This is a genomic window from Halorussus vallis, from assembly GCF_024138165.1.
Lineage (GTDB): Archaea > Halobacteriota > Halobacteria > Halobacteriales > Haladaptataceae > Halorussus > Halorussus vallis.
On the sequence record NZ_CP100000.1, the window covers coordinates 319,290 to 332,485 of the forward strand.

General features: G+C 68.4%; 16 protein-coding genes. 11 read left to right on the forward strand and 5 right to left on the reverse strand.

What is annotated here, in order from left to right:
* Positions 1–63: 63 nt before the first annotated feature.
* The 4 genes from NGM07_RS01765 (at position 64) to NGM07_RS01780 (ending at position 3,414) form a co-directional block, all read left to right on the forward strand.
* Positions 64–786 (forward strand): NRDE family protein, encoded by a 723-nt coding sequence (locus tag NGM07_RS01765; RefSeq protein WP_253515932.1) that lies wholly within the window; start codon positions 64–66, stop codon positions 784–786.
* Positions 787–817: 31 nt separating this feature from the next.
* Complete coding sequence (locus tag NGM07_RS01770) at positions 818–1,162, forward strand: helix-turn-helix transcriptional regulator (RefSeq protein WP_253515934.1); 345 nt, start codon at positions 818–820, stop codon at positions 1,160–1,162.
* 138 nt (positions 1,163–1,300) lie between these two features.
* The gene (locus NGM07_RS01775) at positions 1,301–2,725 is read left to right on the forward strand and encodes an APC family permease (protein WP_253515936.1); all 1,425 of its coding nucleotides are present in this window, start codon (positions 1,301–1,303) and stop codon (positions 2,723–2,725) included.
* Positions 2,725–3,414 carry a universal stress protein gene (locus tag NGM07_RS01780; protein ID WP_253515937.1) on the forward strand — a complete coding sequence of 230 codons (690 nt, stop codon included), beginning with the start codon at positions 2,725–2,727 and terminating at the stop codon, positions 3,412–3,414. The genes NGM07_RS01775 and NGM07_RS01780 overlap by 1 nt, the downstream gene beginning before the upstream one ends.
* 71 nt (positions 3,415–3,485) lie before the next feature.
* Here the strand turns inward: NGM07_RS01780 and NGM07_RS01785 are convergent, their stop codons facing one another.
* From NGM07_RS01785 to gatC, 3 genes are all read right to left on the reverse strand, one after another.
* The gene (locus NGM07_RS01785) at positions 3,486–4,706 is read right to left on the reverse strand and encodes an iron-containing alcohol dehydrogenase family protein (protein ID WP_253515939.1); all 1,221 of its coding nucleotides are present in this window, start codon (positions 4,704–4,706) and stop codon (positions 3,486–3,488) included.
* 82 nt (positions 4,707–4,788) lie between these two features.
* On the reverse strand, positions 4,789–6,060 hold the full coding sequence (gatA, locus tag NGM07_RS01790) for an Asp-tRNA(Asn)/Glu-tRNA(Gln) amidotransferase subunit GatA (protein ID WP_253515941.1): 1,272 nt from the start codon (positions 6,058–6,060) through the stop codon (positions 4,789–4,791).
* 2 nt (positions 6,061–6,062) lie between these two features.
* Complete coding sequence (gene gatC / locus NGM07_RS01795; RefSeq protein WP_253515943.1) at positions 6,063–6,341, reverse strand: Asp-tRNA(Asn)/Glu-tRNA(Gln) amidotransferase subunit GatC; 279 nt, start codon at positions 6,339–6,341, stop codon at positions 6,063–6,065.
* 320 nt (positions 6,342–6,661) lie between these two features.
* Here gatC and NGM07_RS01800 point away from each other — a divergent pair, with 320 nt between their 5' ends.
* The 5 genes from NGM07_RS01800 to NGM07_RS01820 all read left to right on the forward strand — a co-directional run bounded on the left by NGM07_RS01800 (position 6,662) and on the right by NGM07_RS01820 (position 10,357).
* Positions 6,662–7,630 (forward strand): transcription initiation factor IIB, encoded by a 969-nt coding sequence (locus NGM07_RS01800; RefSeq protein WP_253515944.1) that lies wholly within the window; start codon positions 6,662–6,664, stop codon positions 7,628–7,630.
* Positions 7,631–7,896: 266 nt separating this feature from the next.
* Entirely contained in the window at positions 7,897–8,265 is a 369-nt protein-coding gene (locus tag NGM07_RS01805) for a DUF7344 domain-containing protein (protein ID WP_253515947.1), read from the forward strand.
* Between the two features lie 45 nt (positions 8,266–8,310).
* A complete protein-coding gene (locus NGM07_RS01810; RefSeq protein WP_253515950.1) occupies positions 8,311–9,084 on the forward strand; it encodes a TrmB family transcriptional regulator in 774 nt (257 codons plus the stop codon).
* A 109-nt stretch (positions 9,085–9,193) separates the two neighbouring features.
* Positions 9,194–9,667: an NUDIX hydrolase gene (locus NGM07_RS01815; protein ID WP_253515953.1), complete on the forward strand. Its 474-nt coding sequence runs from the start codon at positions 9,194–9,196 to the stop codon at positions 9,665–9,667.
* 201 nt (positions 9,668–9,868) lie between these two features.
* Entirely contained in the window at positions 9,869–10,357 is a 489-nt protein-coding gene (locus NGM07_RS01820; protein WP_253515956.1) for a hypothetical protein, read from the forward strand.
* On the opposite strand, the gene NGM07_RS01825 is transcribed toward NGM07_RS01820, so the two are convergent.
* Together NGM07_RS01825 and NGM07_RS01830 are read right to left on the reverse strand one after the other, a co-directional pair.
* Positions 10,354–11,520 (reverse strand): asparagine synthase C-terminal domain-containing protein, encoded by a 1,167-nt coding sequence (locus tag NGM07_RS01825; protein WP_253520131.1) that lies wholly within the window; start codon positions 11,518–11,520, stop codon positions 10,354–10,356. The genes NGM07_RS01820 and NGM07_RS01825 overlap by 4 nt on opposite strands.
* A gap of 26 nt (positions 11,521–11,546) precedes the next feature.
* Positions 11,547–12,233, reverse strand: a complete 687-nt coding sequence (locus NGM07_RS01830; protein WP_253515958.1) for a PHP domain-containing protein — start codon at positions 12,231–12,233, stop codon at positions 11,547–11,549.
* 270 nt (positions 12,234–12,503) lie between these two features.
* Between NGM07_RS01830 and NGM07_RS01835 the strand changes: the two genes are divergently transcribed.
* Both NGM07_RS01835 and NGM07_RS01840 read left to right on the forward strand, forming a co-directional pair.
* Entirely contained in the window at positions 12,504–12,680 is a 177-nt protein-coding gene (locus tag NGM07_RS01835) for a hypothetical protein (protein ID WP_253515961.1), read from the forward strand.
* A complete protein-coding gene (locus NGM07_RS01840) occupies positions 12,677–13,114 on the forward strand; it encodes a VOC family protein (RefSeq protein ID WP_253515969.1) in 438 nt (145 codons plus the stop codon). Before NGM07_RS01835 ends, NGM07_RS01840 begins: the two co-directional genes overlap by 4 nt.
* Positions 13,115–13,196: the final 82 nt, after the last annotated feature.

Sequence of the window (13,196 nt, forward strand, 5' to 3'; positions counted from 1 at the left end):
CGGACTCCGGCAACCGCGACCCGGGCCGCGACTTTTTAGCCTGACAGGTTCGTAGGGCCTACCGTGTGCACGCTCATCCTCGCCTGGCGGGTGTTCGAGGGGACGCCGATAGCCGTCGCGGCGAACCGCGACGAGGCGCTGGGTCGACCCTCGCGCCCGCCCGGCGTCCTCGACGACGACCCGCGGGTAATCGCGCCCCAGGACGCCGAGGCCGGCGGGACGTGGGTCGGCTACAACGACGAGGGGCTGTTCGTCGGCGTGACTAACAGGCTCACGGACCGCGAGGGCGAGCGCTCGCGAGGACTGCTCACCCGCGACGCGCTCGCCCGGCCGACGGCCGCCGACGCCGTCTCGTTCGTCCGCCGGGAACTTGCCGAGCACGAGTACGCGGGGTTCAACCTCGTCGTCGCCGACGCGGAGGAGGCCGCCCTGCTGGAGTGGGACGGCGTCCTCCGGACGACGTACTTCGACCCGGGCGTCCACGTCGTCGTCAACGAGGGGTACGACGCCGCCTCGAAGGCCGAGCGCGTCCGCGAGGCCGTCCGTCCCGACACGAGCCCCGAATCCGGCGAGAAAGCCCGGGACGCCGACGTCGACGAGTGGTTCGAGTTGGCGAAGTCGGTGTTGCGCGACCACGACCTGGGCACCTGCGTCCACGGCGATGGGTACGGCACCCGGTCGTCGTCGCTCATCGCGGTCGACGACCGCGGGCGCGGCCGCTACTGGTTCGCCGACGGCAAGCCCTGCGAGACCGACTACGAACCGGTCGAAATCCGGGACGATTAGCTTTAAACGGCTCCCGCCCCCAGTGGCGAGTATGGCTGTATCCGAGGAGGACCTCACCGAGGAGGAGCGTGCGGGCCTCGAACTCGTCCGGGAGACCGGCGGCATCCACCAGAGCGACTTCTGGAAGGAACTGGGCGTCGACTCGCGCAAGGGGAGTCGCATCGTCGACTCGCTGGCCGACCAGGGTTTCGTCCAGCGGGAGGAGACGGTGTACGACGGGCACAACACCTACCTCGTCACGCCCGCGCCCCGCGACCTCGACTTCTCGCTACTGATGGCGGGCGACATGCTCTCGCCGTTCATCGGCGAGGAGGAGATCGACCCCGAGAGCGACGCCTTCTCGCAGTGGATTATGAACCTGGCGTACAGCGAGTAACGTAGTCGTCTCGGCCGCCGGCTCTTCTCGCGGCGGTTCTCTCTGCCGACCGGAGTCGCCCGCCGAACGCCGACTTCCGACCGGCGCACCGGGGTTCGGACAGCAGAGATATGCTTCTCGCGAGAATCTACTCCGTCCATGGTGAGCGAGACGCCGCCACCGCCGGGGGGAACCAACATCGAAGGACAGGCCCCAGAGGCCGAACCCGCGGTCGAGACGGACGAGGCGACGATCACCGAGGACGCCGAACTGGAGCGCACGCTGGGACTCTCCGGCGGCCTCGCCATCGGAATCGGGACGATGATCGGCGCGGGCATCTTCGTGTTCCCGGGGCTGGCGGCCGGCCGCGCCGGTCCCGCCGCGGCGGCGTCGTTCGCCATCGGGGCGGTCGTCGCGCTGCTGGTCGCGCTTCCCGCCTCGGAACTCGCCACGGCCATGCCCAAGAGCGGCGGCGGCTACTACTTCATCTCCCGGGGGCTCGGGACGCTAGCCGGTGCCGTAGTCGGCCTCTCGCTCTGGTTCGGGCTGGTGTTCGCGACCGCCTTCTACCTCGTCGGCTTCGGCTACTACGCTGTCGACACGCTCGCCGAACTCGGCGTGGCGGTCGGCGAGGACTTGGTCGTTCCGCTCGCACTGCTGTTCGGTGCAGGATTCACCGCGCTGAACGTCACCGGCACCGAGAACGCAGCGAAGCTCCAGAACGGCGTCGTCGCGCTGCTGCTGTCGATTCTCACGGTCTTCCTGCTCTACGGGTCGTTCGACGCGCTCGGCGTCGTCGGTCGGCCGAGCGCGCCCGAGCAGTTCGCGCCGTTCGGCGCAGCGCCCGTCCTGACGACCGCGGCGCTCGTGTTCACGTCCTACCTCGGCTTCGCGCAGGTGGCGACCGTGGCCGGCGAGATGAAACGTCCCGGACGGAACCTCCCGCTGGCGATGGTCGGGTCGGTGCTCGTCGTCGGCGTCATGTACGTCGCGACCATCTTCGTCGCGACGAGCGCGTTCGGCAGCGAGCGACTCTCGGCGCTCGGCGAAACCGCGATGGTCGAGGTCGGCAGGGAGTTCCTCGGTCCGGTCGGCGCGCTCGCCATCGTCTTCGGTGGACTGCTCGCCACGATGTCCAGCGCTAACGCGTCGGTGCTCAGCACCTCGCGTGCCATCTACGCCGTCTCGAAGGACGCGCTGCTCCCGCGGTGGGCGAGTCGCATCAACCTCAGATACGGCACGCCGCACGTCGCGCTGGGGATGGCCGGGGGTCCCGTCCTCGTGCTGGTCGCGACGGGCCGGGTCGAGATCCTCGCGGAGGTCGCGTCGTTCCTCCACCTCGTCATGTACGGGCTGATGTGCGTCGCGCTGCTCGCGCTCCGGCGGGACGAACCGGAGTGGTACGACCCCGACTTCCGGGTGCCGGGCTACCCCGTCGTCCCCGCTGTCGGCGCGCTCGCGAGCTTCGCGCTCATCGGATTCATGCAGTTGCTCTCCCAGGTCGTCGGAATCGCCATCATGCTGGCGAGCGCCGGGTGGTACTTCTATTACGCTCGGGACGTGACGCTGAAGGGGGCGTTGTGATGACGCGCGTGCTCGTTCCGGTGGCGGTGCTCGAAGGAGAGTCGGTTTCGACCGGTCTGGTTGACCTGCTCTCGACGGTGGACGTGACGGTGCTGGGCTACCACGTCCTCCCCGAACAGACGCCGGCCGACCAAGCGCGCCTCCAGTACGAGGAGCGCGCCACCGAGGCGCTCGAAGCACTCACAGAGGAGTTTCGGCAGGCCGGCGGCAGCGCCGACCACCGACTCGTGTTCACCCACGACCGGAACCAGACCGTCGACCGTGTCGCCGACGAGGTCGACGCACGAGCGTACGCCATCACCGGGACGACCCGTCCAGTAGAGCGGTTGCTCGTGCCGCTAACCGGCGACGTCAACGCCGAGCGCATCCTGTCGTTCGTGGTCGATATCGTCGGCGACCGCGACGTCGGCGTGACGGTGTTGCACACCGCCGACGCGGAGACGACCGAGAACCGCGAATCTCTCGACGCCGCCGCCGAAATCCTCGCCGAGGCGGGTATCGACGTCCGAACCGAACTTGCGACTGGCACCGCCCCGTTCGAGGCGCTCGTCGACGCCGCGGCGCCCCACGACGTCGTCGTCATGGGCGAACGAGCGCCGTCGCTCCGGTCGCTGGTGTTCGGCGACGAGTCGGAGCGAGTCGCCGCCGAGACGGTCGGCCCGGTGCTCGTGGTTCGTCGGGAGGAGTAGGCTCGGCGTACGCATCGTCGGTCGCTGCGCGACCCCGCTCCCGAACTACTGTTTCTGCCGACTCTCGACGACTACCACGCTTCTCGAAGCACTGCCTCGATGGCTTCCGCGGTCGGGTCCAATCCCTCCGGCGCGCGAGCCATCGGCGGGTCGTCGACGACGAACTCGGCTATCGCCGGCAGGTCTTCTCTTTGCGTCTCGGGCAGGTCCCGGAGACGCGCCGGCGCGCCGAGCGCGTCGCGGAACTCCGCGACGCGCTCGACGACCGCTTCGGCCACCTCGTCGGAGCGCCCCTCCGGGTCGATTCCGAGTCCGGTCGCCAGCAGGTCGCGGCTCGCGTCCACCTTCGAGAACAGGTACCGGAGGACGTGCGGGACGACCGCGGCGTGGACCGCGCCCTGCTGAATGTCGTACCGGCGGGCGAAGCCGTGACCGAACGCGTGAACGACCGAAACCTTCCGGTCGAGTTGGACGAGCAGGGAGCCGACGACCGCCCGGTCCATCGCTTCGGGGTCCGACGCCTCGGTACCGCCCGCGTCATCGCCCACGACCCGGGGGAGCGCATCGGTCAGCAGTCTCAGTCCGTGGACCGCCGTCGCGTCGCTGACCGGGTCGGCGTCGCGAGCGTAGGGCGTCTCGATGCCCTTGTCGAAGCCGTTCATCGCCGACCCGGCGAGCGCGCTCGTGGGCGTGGTTTCGAACAGCTCCGGGTCGGCGAAGTCGGCGACGGGCATCGCCGACCCGCGGGCGCTCACGGGGTGGCCGGTCGGCGATTCGTCGGCCGGGAGCACCTCGATGGACCCGCCCGCGGAGACGTCGGCACCGGCGAAGGTCGTCGGAATCACGACCACCGGCGGCCGGTCGTCGGGGTCGCGGTCGGCGGCGAGCGAGTCGACCTCGCCGTCGCGGGCCGCCGTCCGGAGGTCGGCAAGCGAGCGACCGTCGGCCGCGAAGGCGCTGGCCTGCCGGGCGATGTCGAGGCTGCTTCCGCCGCCGACGCCGACGAGCGCGTCGGCGTCCCGGTCGCGCATCGCGTCGATCACCTCGAAGGCCGACTCGGCCCGCTTGTCGGGGGTCGTCCCGTCGAAGACGCCGGCGAGGCGGTCGCCGAGGCCGTCCCGTATCGGTTCCATCAGGTCGTCGTTCGCGCCGACGTTCGACCCGCAGACGACCAGGGCGCGTTCGAGGCCCCGGTCGGCGAGGTACGCGCCGAGTCGGTCGACGCATCCGCGACCGTAGACGATGTCGCACCCGCGGTACTCGTACTCGAAGTCGTCGGCTACCGGGAGCATCGTGTCCGTCGGGGTACGTCGCCGACCGGGTTAGTGGTCACGACGCGAGCCGAACGGCTCGCGGCCGCAGAAAGAGCGTCGTCTACTGCTCGACCGCGCTGCCGACTCGGACGATGGTTTCCTCGCCGAACGCCGGCCCCATGAACTGGACGCCGACCGGGAGGCCGTCGACCTCGCCCATCGGCACCGAGATGGCGGGCAGGTCCGCCAGGTTCGCGGGCACCGTGTTGGCGTCGGCGAGGTACATCTGGAGCGGGTCGTCTAAGCTCTCGCCGACCTCGAACGGCGGCACCGGCATCGTCGGACTGGCGAGCACGTCCACGTCCTCGAACGACTCGTCGAAGTCCTTCCGGACCCACGCGCGGGCGTCCTGAGCCTGTTTGTAGTACTTGTCGTGGTAGCCCGCCGAGAGGGCGTAGGTGCCCAGCAGGATGCGTCGCTTGACCTCCTCGCCGAACGCCTCCTCGCGGGCCTCGCCGAAGACCTCGTTCCAGTTACCGTCGAAGCCGCCGGAGTGGCCGTATCGCACGCCGTCGAAGCGCGCGAGGTTCGAGGAGGCCTCGGACATCGCGATGACGTAGTAGGCCTCCACGGCGTGTTCGACCGAGGGGAGCGAAACCTCCTCGACGGTCGCGCCCCGTTCGCGGAGGTCGTCCAGCGTCGCCTCGAAGCGCTCGCGGACGCCCTCGTCTGCTCCCTCGACGAGTTCGGTCGGGACGCCGACGGTCGTGCCCTCGACGTCGCCGTCTGCCGCGGCGGCGTAATTCGAGTCGTCGCCGGCGTCTCGGGTAGTGGCGTCCCGGTCGTCCTGCCCGCTAATGACGTCGAGCAGTTCCGCGGCCTCCTCGACGGTCGGCGCGAGCGGGCCGATCTGTTCGAGGCTGTTGGCGTAGGCGACCAGGCCGTACCGGGAGACCAGGCCGTAGGTCGGCTTGATGCCGACGACGCCGCAGAACGCCGCGGGGTTGCGGATGGAGCCGCCGGTGTCGGAGCCGAGCGCGAGGTCGGCCTCGCCCGCCGCGACTGCCGCCGCGCTCCCGCCGGAGGACCCGCCGGGGACGCGACCCGGCGCGGCCGGGTTTTCCGTCGCGCCGAACGCCGACGTCTCGGTGGTCGAGCCCATCCCGAACTCGTCCATATTGGCCTTGCCGACGATGGTCGCGCCGGCGTCCTTCAGTTTCCGGACGACCGTCGCGTCGTAGGGCGGCACGTAGTCTTCGAGCATCTTCGACCCGCAGGTGGTCCGGACGCCCTCGGTGCTGATGTTGTCCTTGACGGCGACGGTGCGGCCCGCGAGCGGGCCGTCGCCGTCGCCCTCGATTGTCTCGTCGGTGATGAAGATGTTCGCGCTCATGGTCACGAGACGTTCGGTCCCTTGAAGTAGCCGTCCTCGGTTTCGGCCGCGTTGGCCAGCGCTTCCTCCTGGCTCAGGCACTCGTGCTCCTCGTCGGGGCGCATCACGTTCACGAGGTCCTCCTCGCGCTCTACCTCCGGGACCTCCTCCAGCGTCTCGAAGTAGCCGAGGATGTCGGCGAACTGCTCGGTGAACCGCTCGACCTCCTCGTCGTCGAGACCGACGCGAGCGAGGTCGGCGACGTGACGGACCTCCTCGGGGCCGGGAGACGTATCGCTCATGGGTATAGGGTTCTCCGGGCCAGCGGTAAGGGTTTCGATACGCCGACTTCCGGGAGGACACAATAAAGAGCGAAAATTGCGGAGTATCTGCAAAACAGCTGAGATGCCGAATTGAAGAGCGAGAACGACGAAGTTGGCACGTATCCAGAATCGATATAGAAGCCAATCGCCAAAGTATTTAAGTTACTTCGGGCGCTAGCGTATAACGTCTTCTACGAATCTCGACTGTCGCGCCGTGTGCTGACGATTTTACGTCTCCGTATCGACTCGGCGATGCCCGTCTCGATGACCACCGATACCGTCCCGTCTCAGACCCGACCATGACAGAAACACGAATTCGGAATCAGACCGACGAACGAACGAACGACGAGGGGGAGCGCGAACAGGAGCAACACCGGTGTCCCGAATGCGGCGGGAACCTCGTCAACGACGAGGAGCGCGGCGAAACCGTCTGTGCGGAGTGCGGTCTCGTCGTCGACGAGGGCCAGATAGACCCCGGTCCGGAGTGGCGCGCGTTCGACTCCAAGGAGAAGAACGAGAAGTCGCGGGTGGGTGCCCCGACGACGAACACGATGCACGACAAGGGGCTGTCGACCAACATCGGCTGGCAGGACAAGGACGCCTACGGCAACTCGCTGGGCTCCCGCCAGCGCGAGAAGATGCAGCGCCTTCGCAAGTGGAACGAGCGCTTCCGGACTCGCGACAGCAAGGAGCGTAACCTCAAGCAGGCGCTCGGCGAAATCGACCGGATGGCCAGCGCGCTCGGCCTGCCGACCAACGTCCGGGAAACCGCGTCGGTCATCTATCGGCGCGCGCTCGACGAGGACCTCCTGCCGGGACGCTCCATCGAGGGCGTCTCGACCAGCGCGCTCTACGCCGCCGCCCGACAGGCGGGGACTCCCCGGAGCCTCGACGAGATTACGAACGTCTCGCGGGTCGACAAGGACGAGATCGCCCGGACGTACCGCTACGTCGTCCGCGAACTCGGCCTGGAAATCCAACCCGCCGACCCCAAGAGCTACGTCCCGCGGTTCGTCTCGGAACTCGGCGTGAGCGAGGAGGTAGAGCGCCGCGCCCGCGAACTGCTCGACAACGCCACCGAACAGGGCATCCACAGCGGCAAGTCGCCGGTCGGCCTCGCCGCGGCCGCCGTCTACGCCGCCGCCCTGCTCAGCAACGAGAAGGTGACCCAGAGCGAGGTCAGCGAAGTCTCGGACATCAGCGAGGTCACCATCCGCAACCGCTACCACGAACTACTGGACGCGAAGGAAGACGCGGTCGCTCCCTGATTCTCTTTCCTCGACCGACGACGAGCGTTCCGACGCCGTAGCCGAACCGACACGGCCGTTCGTCGGGCGCCGCCCGCGCCGCGGTCGGTGGGGCGCCGCGTCCAACTGCGGTCGTACAACTGCTCCGAACAGCCTCGTTTCCGCGTCTGGAAGCGGTCGAATTCCGACGGCGACCGCGACCCCGTTGTCACGGGCGTAGTGACCCGCCCGTCACGTCGTTCAAAGTGTAATTCTACTTAAACGTTTGGCGGGACTACTGTGCGTCGATGAGCCAAACTCGCTATCGGTCCACCGTCGGTGGACCCGACGAATCTCGAGGCTCGCTCGACACGCAGTTCGACGTTCTCCGAAACCGCCGACGTCGATACGTCCTTCGCCACCTGCGCGACCGGACGCTCCCGGTCGCGGTAGCCGACCTGGCGAGGGTGGTGGCGGCGGACGAGGAGGGCGTCGAACCCGGCGATGCGTCCGAGTCGGCGGTCGACCGAGCGTACGTCTCGCTCTACCACAACCACGTCCCGAAGATGGTCGACGCCGGACTGCTCGTTCGCTTCGAGGAGCGGAACACCGTCGCGCTCGCTGATGACGCCCCGACCGTCGACCGGTTTCTCCGGTCGCTCTCGGCACTGGAGTAGCGACGGGCACACGATACAAGTTCGTCGCGTTCCAAGGGAGTGTTCATGGGTGGGGAACGCGACGCCGTGGAGGCGCTCGAACGGCTAGGGCTGACCGAGTACGAGGCCCGGTGCTTCGTCGGACTGGTCCGGATCAGTAAAGGAACCGCCAAGGAGACGAGCAGGGTCGCCGACATCCCCCGCTCGCGCGTCTACGACACGCTCGACCGGCTCCACGACAGGGGGCTCGTCGACATCCAGGAGTCCGACCCGCGGGAGTACCGGGCGGTCGAGTTCGACGAGGCGCTCGGACTGCTGCGGCAGGACTACGAGTCGAGCATCGAAACCGCCCGGAGCGCGATGGCGGACGTCGAGACGGTCGAAACCGAGGAGGACGAGGGCGTGTGGGCGGTCGCGAGCCAGGACCACGTCCTCGACCGTCTGACGGCCGTCTGCGAGGACGCCGAAGGCGAGATCCACTACCTGTTCGCCGACACCGTCACCCCGAAAGACGCCGTCCTCGACCGACTCGCCGCGGCGGTCGACCGCGGCGTCGCCGTCACCGTCGAGGTGCCCACCGAGGGCGTCCGGGACCGAGTTCGAGACGCCGTCCCCGGCGCGACGGTGCGGGTCGCGCCCGACCTCGACCGCACGGAACCCGTCGTCGAGAAGCGGCCGGGACAACTGGTGATGGTCGACGAACACGCCATCGTCGCGACCGGCGTCGAGGAGGGCGACCTCCCCGGGTTGGAGCGGGAGACGGCGGTCTGGACCAGCGGCAAGGACCACGGGTTCGCCACCTGGACGCGGGAGTTGCTCTCGAACAGACTCGACGGCTGACCGGTCCGGCGCCGAGCGGGCGCTGCCGGGCGTGTCGACGCGGCCCGCCGCGTCGACACGCCCGGTATGAACCGCAACTCGAAAGCCGCGTGGGCCGGATTCCTCGCGCATGGAAACCACGCGCCACTTCACCGCCACGGTGTACGTCGTCCACGACGGCGCAACCGCCCTCCACGATCACAAACGCTTGAACATCCATATCCCGCCGGGCGGCCACGTCGACCGAGACGAACTTCCCCACGAAACCGCCGTCCGCGAGTGCCGAGAAGAAACGGGCCTCACACCGACGATAGTTACCGATAACGGACGTATCGAGATGGACGCGGGCCGGTCGCTTCCCCGTCCGCGTCGGCAGATGCTCTACGACATCGACGTTCTCGGTGGCGAGGTCGCGCATCAACATATAGACCACATCTACTACGCAACGGTCGAAAATTGCAAGATCGACCCTGCTGACGGGGAGGAAAGTGCCGACGTCTGGGACTGGTACACACCTACCGATCTCCGAGAGGGGGACTTCGATTCGGATGTCGTCGAAATCGGAACCGAAGCCATCCGGGTAGTGGAAGACGACTCGAATTAGCGATTGTCGGCTCTCACGTCGGGCTCAATCGAACTACGGAAGGGGGTCGCTCCGGTTGCGCTTGCAGTCGCCGGCGGCGGCGCGCCGATTTCGGGCGGAACCGGCGCGCTAGCGACTATCGTCCTTCGGGTACTTCAATTATTCTCGCTATCTTAAAACCGAAAAACATTAATTACGCCGAGAAACGAATACTCACCTATCATGAGCGGCGGAACGCTCGGTGGCGCGCTCACCGCGGGCGAGGAGCAGTTGCTCTCGTGGACCTCCTCGACGGTGCACTGGGCGGGCGACTGGGACGACGACCCCCAGACGCCCACGGCGTTCGCCGCCACGGACCGCCGCATCGTCTTCTCGAACGGCGAGTCGACCACCTCCATCGGCTACGACCACGTCCGGGCGGTCGAAACCGACGGGGTCAGCGGCGGCCTGGACGCGTACCACGCCTTCGTCGCGTTCGGCGGTCTCGGCCTGCTGGCCGGACTGGTCGTCGCCACCGCCGACCCGCTGAACGGGGTCGGCCTCGTCGTACTCTCGCTGATGCTCATCGTGGCGGGGAGTGCGGTCGGAGACTCGTTCGGCGGCGGCGCCACGGTCACCATCGTCATCGACAACGAGCGCCAGCGCCTGACCTTCTCGGCCGAGGAGGGGGTCGCCGAGGAACTGCGCCGACTCGCCGCGGAGAACCGTTAGGCGTCGGAGTCGACCCGCGAGGCGACGTACTTCGAGACGTGGTCGTCGACCTTGCGCTTGAACCCCGCTTGCCGAGCGAGGCGGTCGAGTTCGCGTGCGACGAGGCTCCCGTACTGGACCGCCTTCTTCTCGCGGAACGCCACTCGGTCGGGGACGAACTCGCGGGCGGCCAGACGGAACGCCTTCTTGCGCTCGCCCCGCGAATCGACCAGCAGTTCGCCGGACAGCGACAGCGCTGTCCGGACGACCCGGTCGTCAAGCAGGGGCGCGACCGGTTCGACGCCCGCGCCGCGGAGCGCCAGCACGTCTCGCTCCAGTTGGTCGGGGAGCGTCCGAATCACCTCGCGGGCCGCGCCGCGGACCGTCTCGGCCTCGACGCGGGGGTCTTCGGGCGCGCGAGCGACCTTAGCGTAGCCGCCGAACAGTTCGTCGGCGCCCTGGCCGACGGCGAGACGGTCGAAGCCGTCGGCCGCCGCCCGCTCGGCCGCAAGGTAGAGCGGCAGGGCGATCTGGACGTCCATCGCGTTCGTCCGGCCGGTCGCGCGCGCGACGGCCGGTACCGCCCGTTCGACGTCCGCGACCGAGAGTTCGACGACGCGCAGGTCCGACTCGCGACCCATCAGTCGCGCGGCCGACCGCGCCGCGGCGACGTCGTGGCTGTCGGGGAACCCGACGACGTACAGCGGCGCGTCGACGGCGGCGGCGACGACCGCCGAGTCCACGCCGCCCGAGAAGGCGACCGCGAGTCCGTCGCCGGGAACGTCGAGGCTGTCGCCGAGCGCCTCCCCGAGTTCCGAAACCGCCTCACGAGCGTCGGCGAACGTCGGCGCGGCGGCGGCGGGTAGCGAGAAAACGCGTTCGGCCCGGCCCGCGACGGTCCCGGAGTCGTCGCTCGCGGAGTCCTCGCCCGTAGGCGCGGGCGAGGACTCCACAGGCGCTGACTCCCTCGTCGACAGCGCGTGACCCGCGGGTAGCGAAATCGGGTTCGACAGGTCGGCGGGGTCGAAACTCCACGCCTCGCCGTCGACGAACACCGGGTAGCGACCTAGCACGTCGCGGACGAGGTGACCGTCGGGGAGTCGCCCGGCGAACCCCCGGGTACCGGGAAACGGGTCGCCCGAGCGCGCCGCGCGCGCGGCGCGCTCGGGCGACGTCCCGTGCATCTCCGCCGCCTCCGAGGAGTCGTTCGTCATTCGAGCGCGTCGAGGACCCGGTTCTTCACGCGGCGCTTCGCCCCGCCCGCGGCCTGCCGGAAACTGATGCGCCAGGGGGTCCGCTTGCCCTCGACGCTGGTCCGCCCCGCCTCGATGGCGTCGAGGATGCCCGCGATGCTCCGCTCGTCGGCGTCTATCTGGGTGACCGCCTGGCCGACCATCTCGCTGATGTGGGCGTCGCTCCCGGCGGTCCGCGGGAGGCCGTGGCCCGCGGCGAACTGTTCGGCCTTCCGGTTGCCCCGGCCGGTCAGCAGCCGGGAGTTGTACACCTCGATTGCGTCGGCTTCCGCGAGTTCCGACCGACCGATGTTGGCCATCACGCCGCTCCGGGAGGTCTGGAACGGGTGGGGAACGACCGCGACGCCGCCCGCTTCGCGGATGCGGTCGAGCGTCTCGCCGAACGACAGGCCGGCGGGGACCCGCTCGCGGATGCCCAGTCCCAGAACGTGGCCCGCCGCGGAGCTAATCTCCATGCCGGGGATGCCGACCAGCCCGTACTCGCCGGCCTTCTCGACCGCGTCGAGGCTGGCGTCGATCTCGTCGTGGTCGGTTATCGCCAGCGCGTCGAGGCCGATGGCCGCGGCTTGCTCGAGGAGGAGGTCTACGTCGTCGCGGCCGTCGTACGAAAGCGACGAGTGGGCGTGTAACTCGGCCGATAGCACGGTCGGAAGTTGGAAGGGTGTCGGCAAAAGCGCCTCGGTCCGTCCGAGTGCGTGTCATTACCACGTACCGACGCCCTTCCGCCTTCTGACGACCGCAAAGTACAAATCCCAATTCGGTCGATTAACTCACGATGAGCGAATAGCTGGTCTTCGTCCTTTTTCGCTCTCGCTGCACTGTGCACGTCCACGCAGTGTGGTTCGAGCGCCAGCCATCCGAATCGAGACGCTTCCTCGCGGGAAGTACAACCGACACACGGTCAACACGAACACATGCCAACAGCCATCGAGTTTCCGGTCTCCGCGGGCCGGACGACTCCCGGACGACCCGTCGGCCCCGAACGCGGGCCGACGCCGGTCGAGGTACAGTACGCAGTAATCGAAACGGGCGGAGAGGCGGCCGCGATCGTCGAACGCGACGCCGAAACGGAGGAGGAAGAGTCGCGATGACATCCGATTCCGACCCCGAAATCTACCCGATGCCGATGTTCGCCGGACTCGAAGTCTCGGACGTCGCTCGGTCCGCCGAGTGGTACGAGGACGTTCTCGGTTTCGCGAACGTCTTCCAGATGCCGACGCTGGCGCACCTCCGCTATCGAAAGTACGCGGACGTGCTCCTCGTTCCGAGCGAAACCGAAGGAGAGCGTGAACGACGAGCGAGCGGCGTCACCGTCAGTTTCACCGCCGAGGGCGAAACCGTCGCCGAAATCGCCGAGCGGGCGCGCGACGCCGATGCCGACGTGAGCGGTCCGACCGAAACCTCTTACAACACGCGGGAGGTCGAGATCACCGACCCGGACGGCTACGCGCTGGCGTTCACCGAACCCGTCGATACGTCCCGACGTTTCGAGGACGTCATGGGGGTGGAGTACGAGAATCGATAGTTGCCACTCCGAGTCCCCCGTCCGTTCGAAAGAAGAATCGTGCCTCGTCGGGTCGGCGATGCCGTCTCCGTATCGACCGACC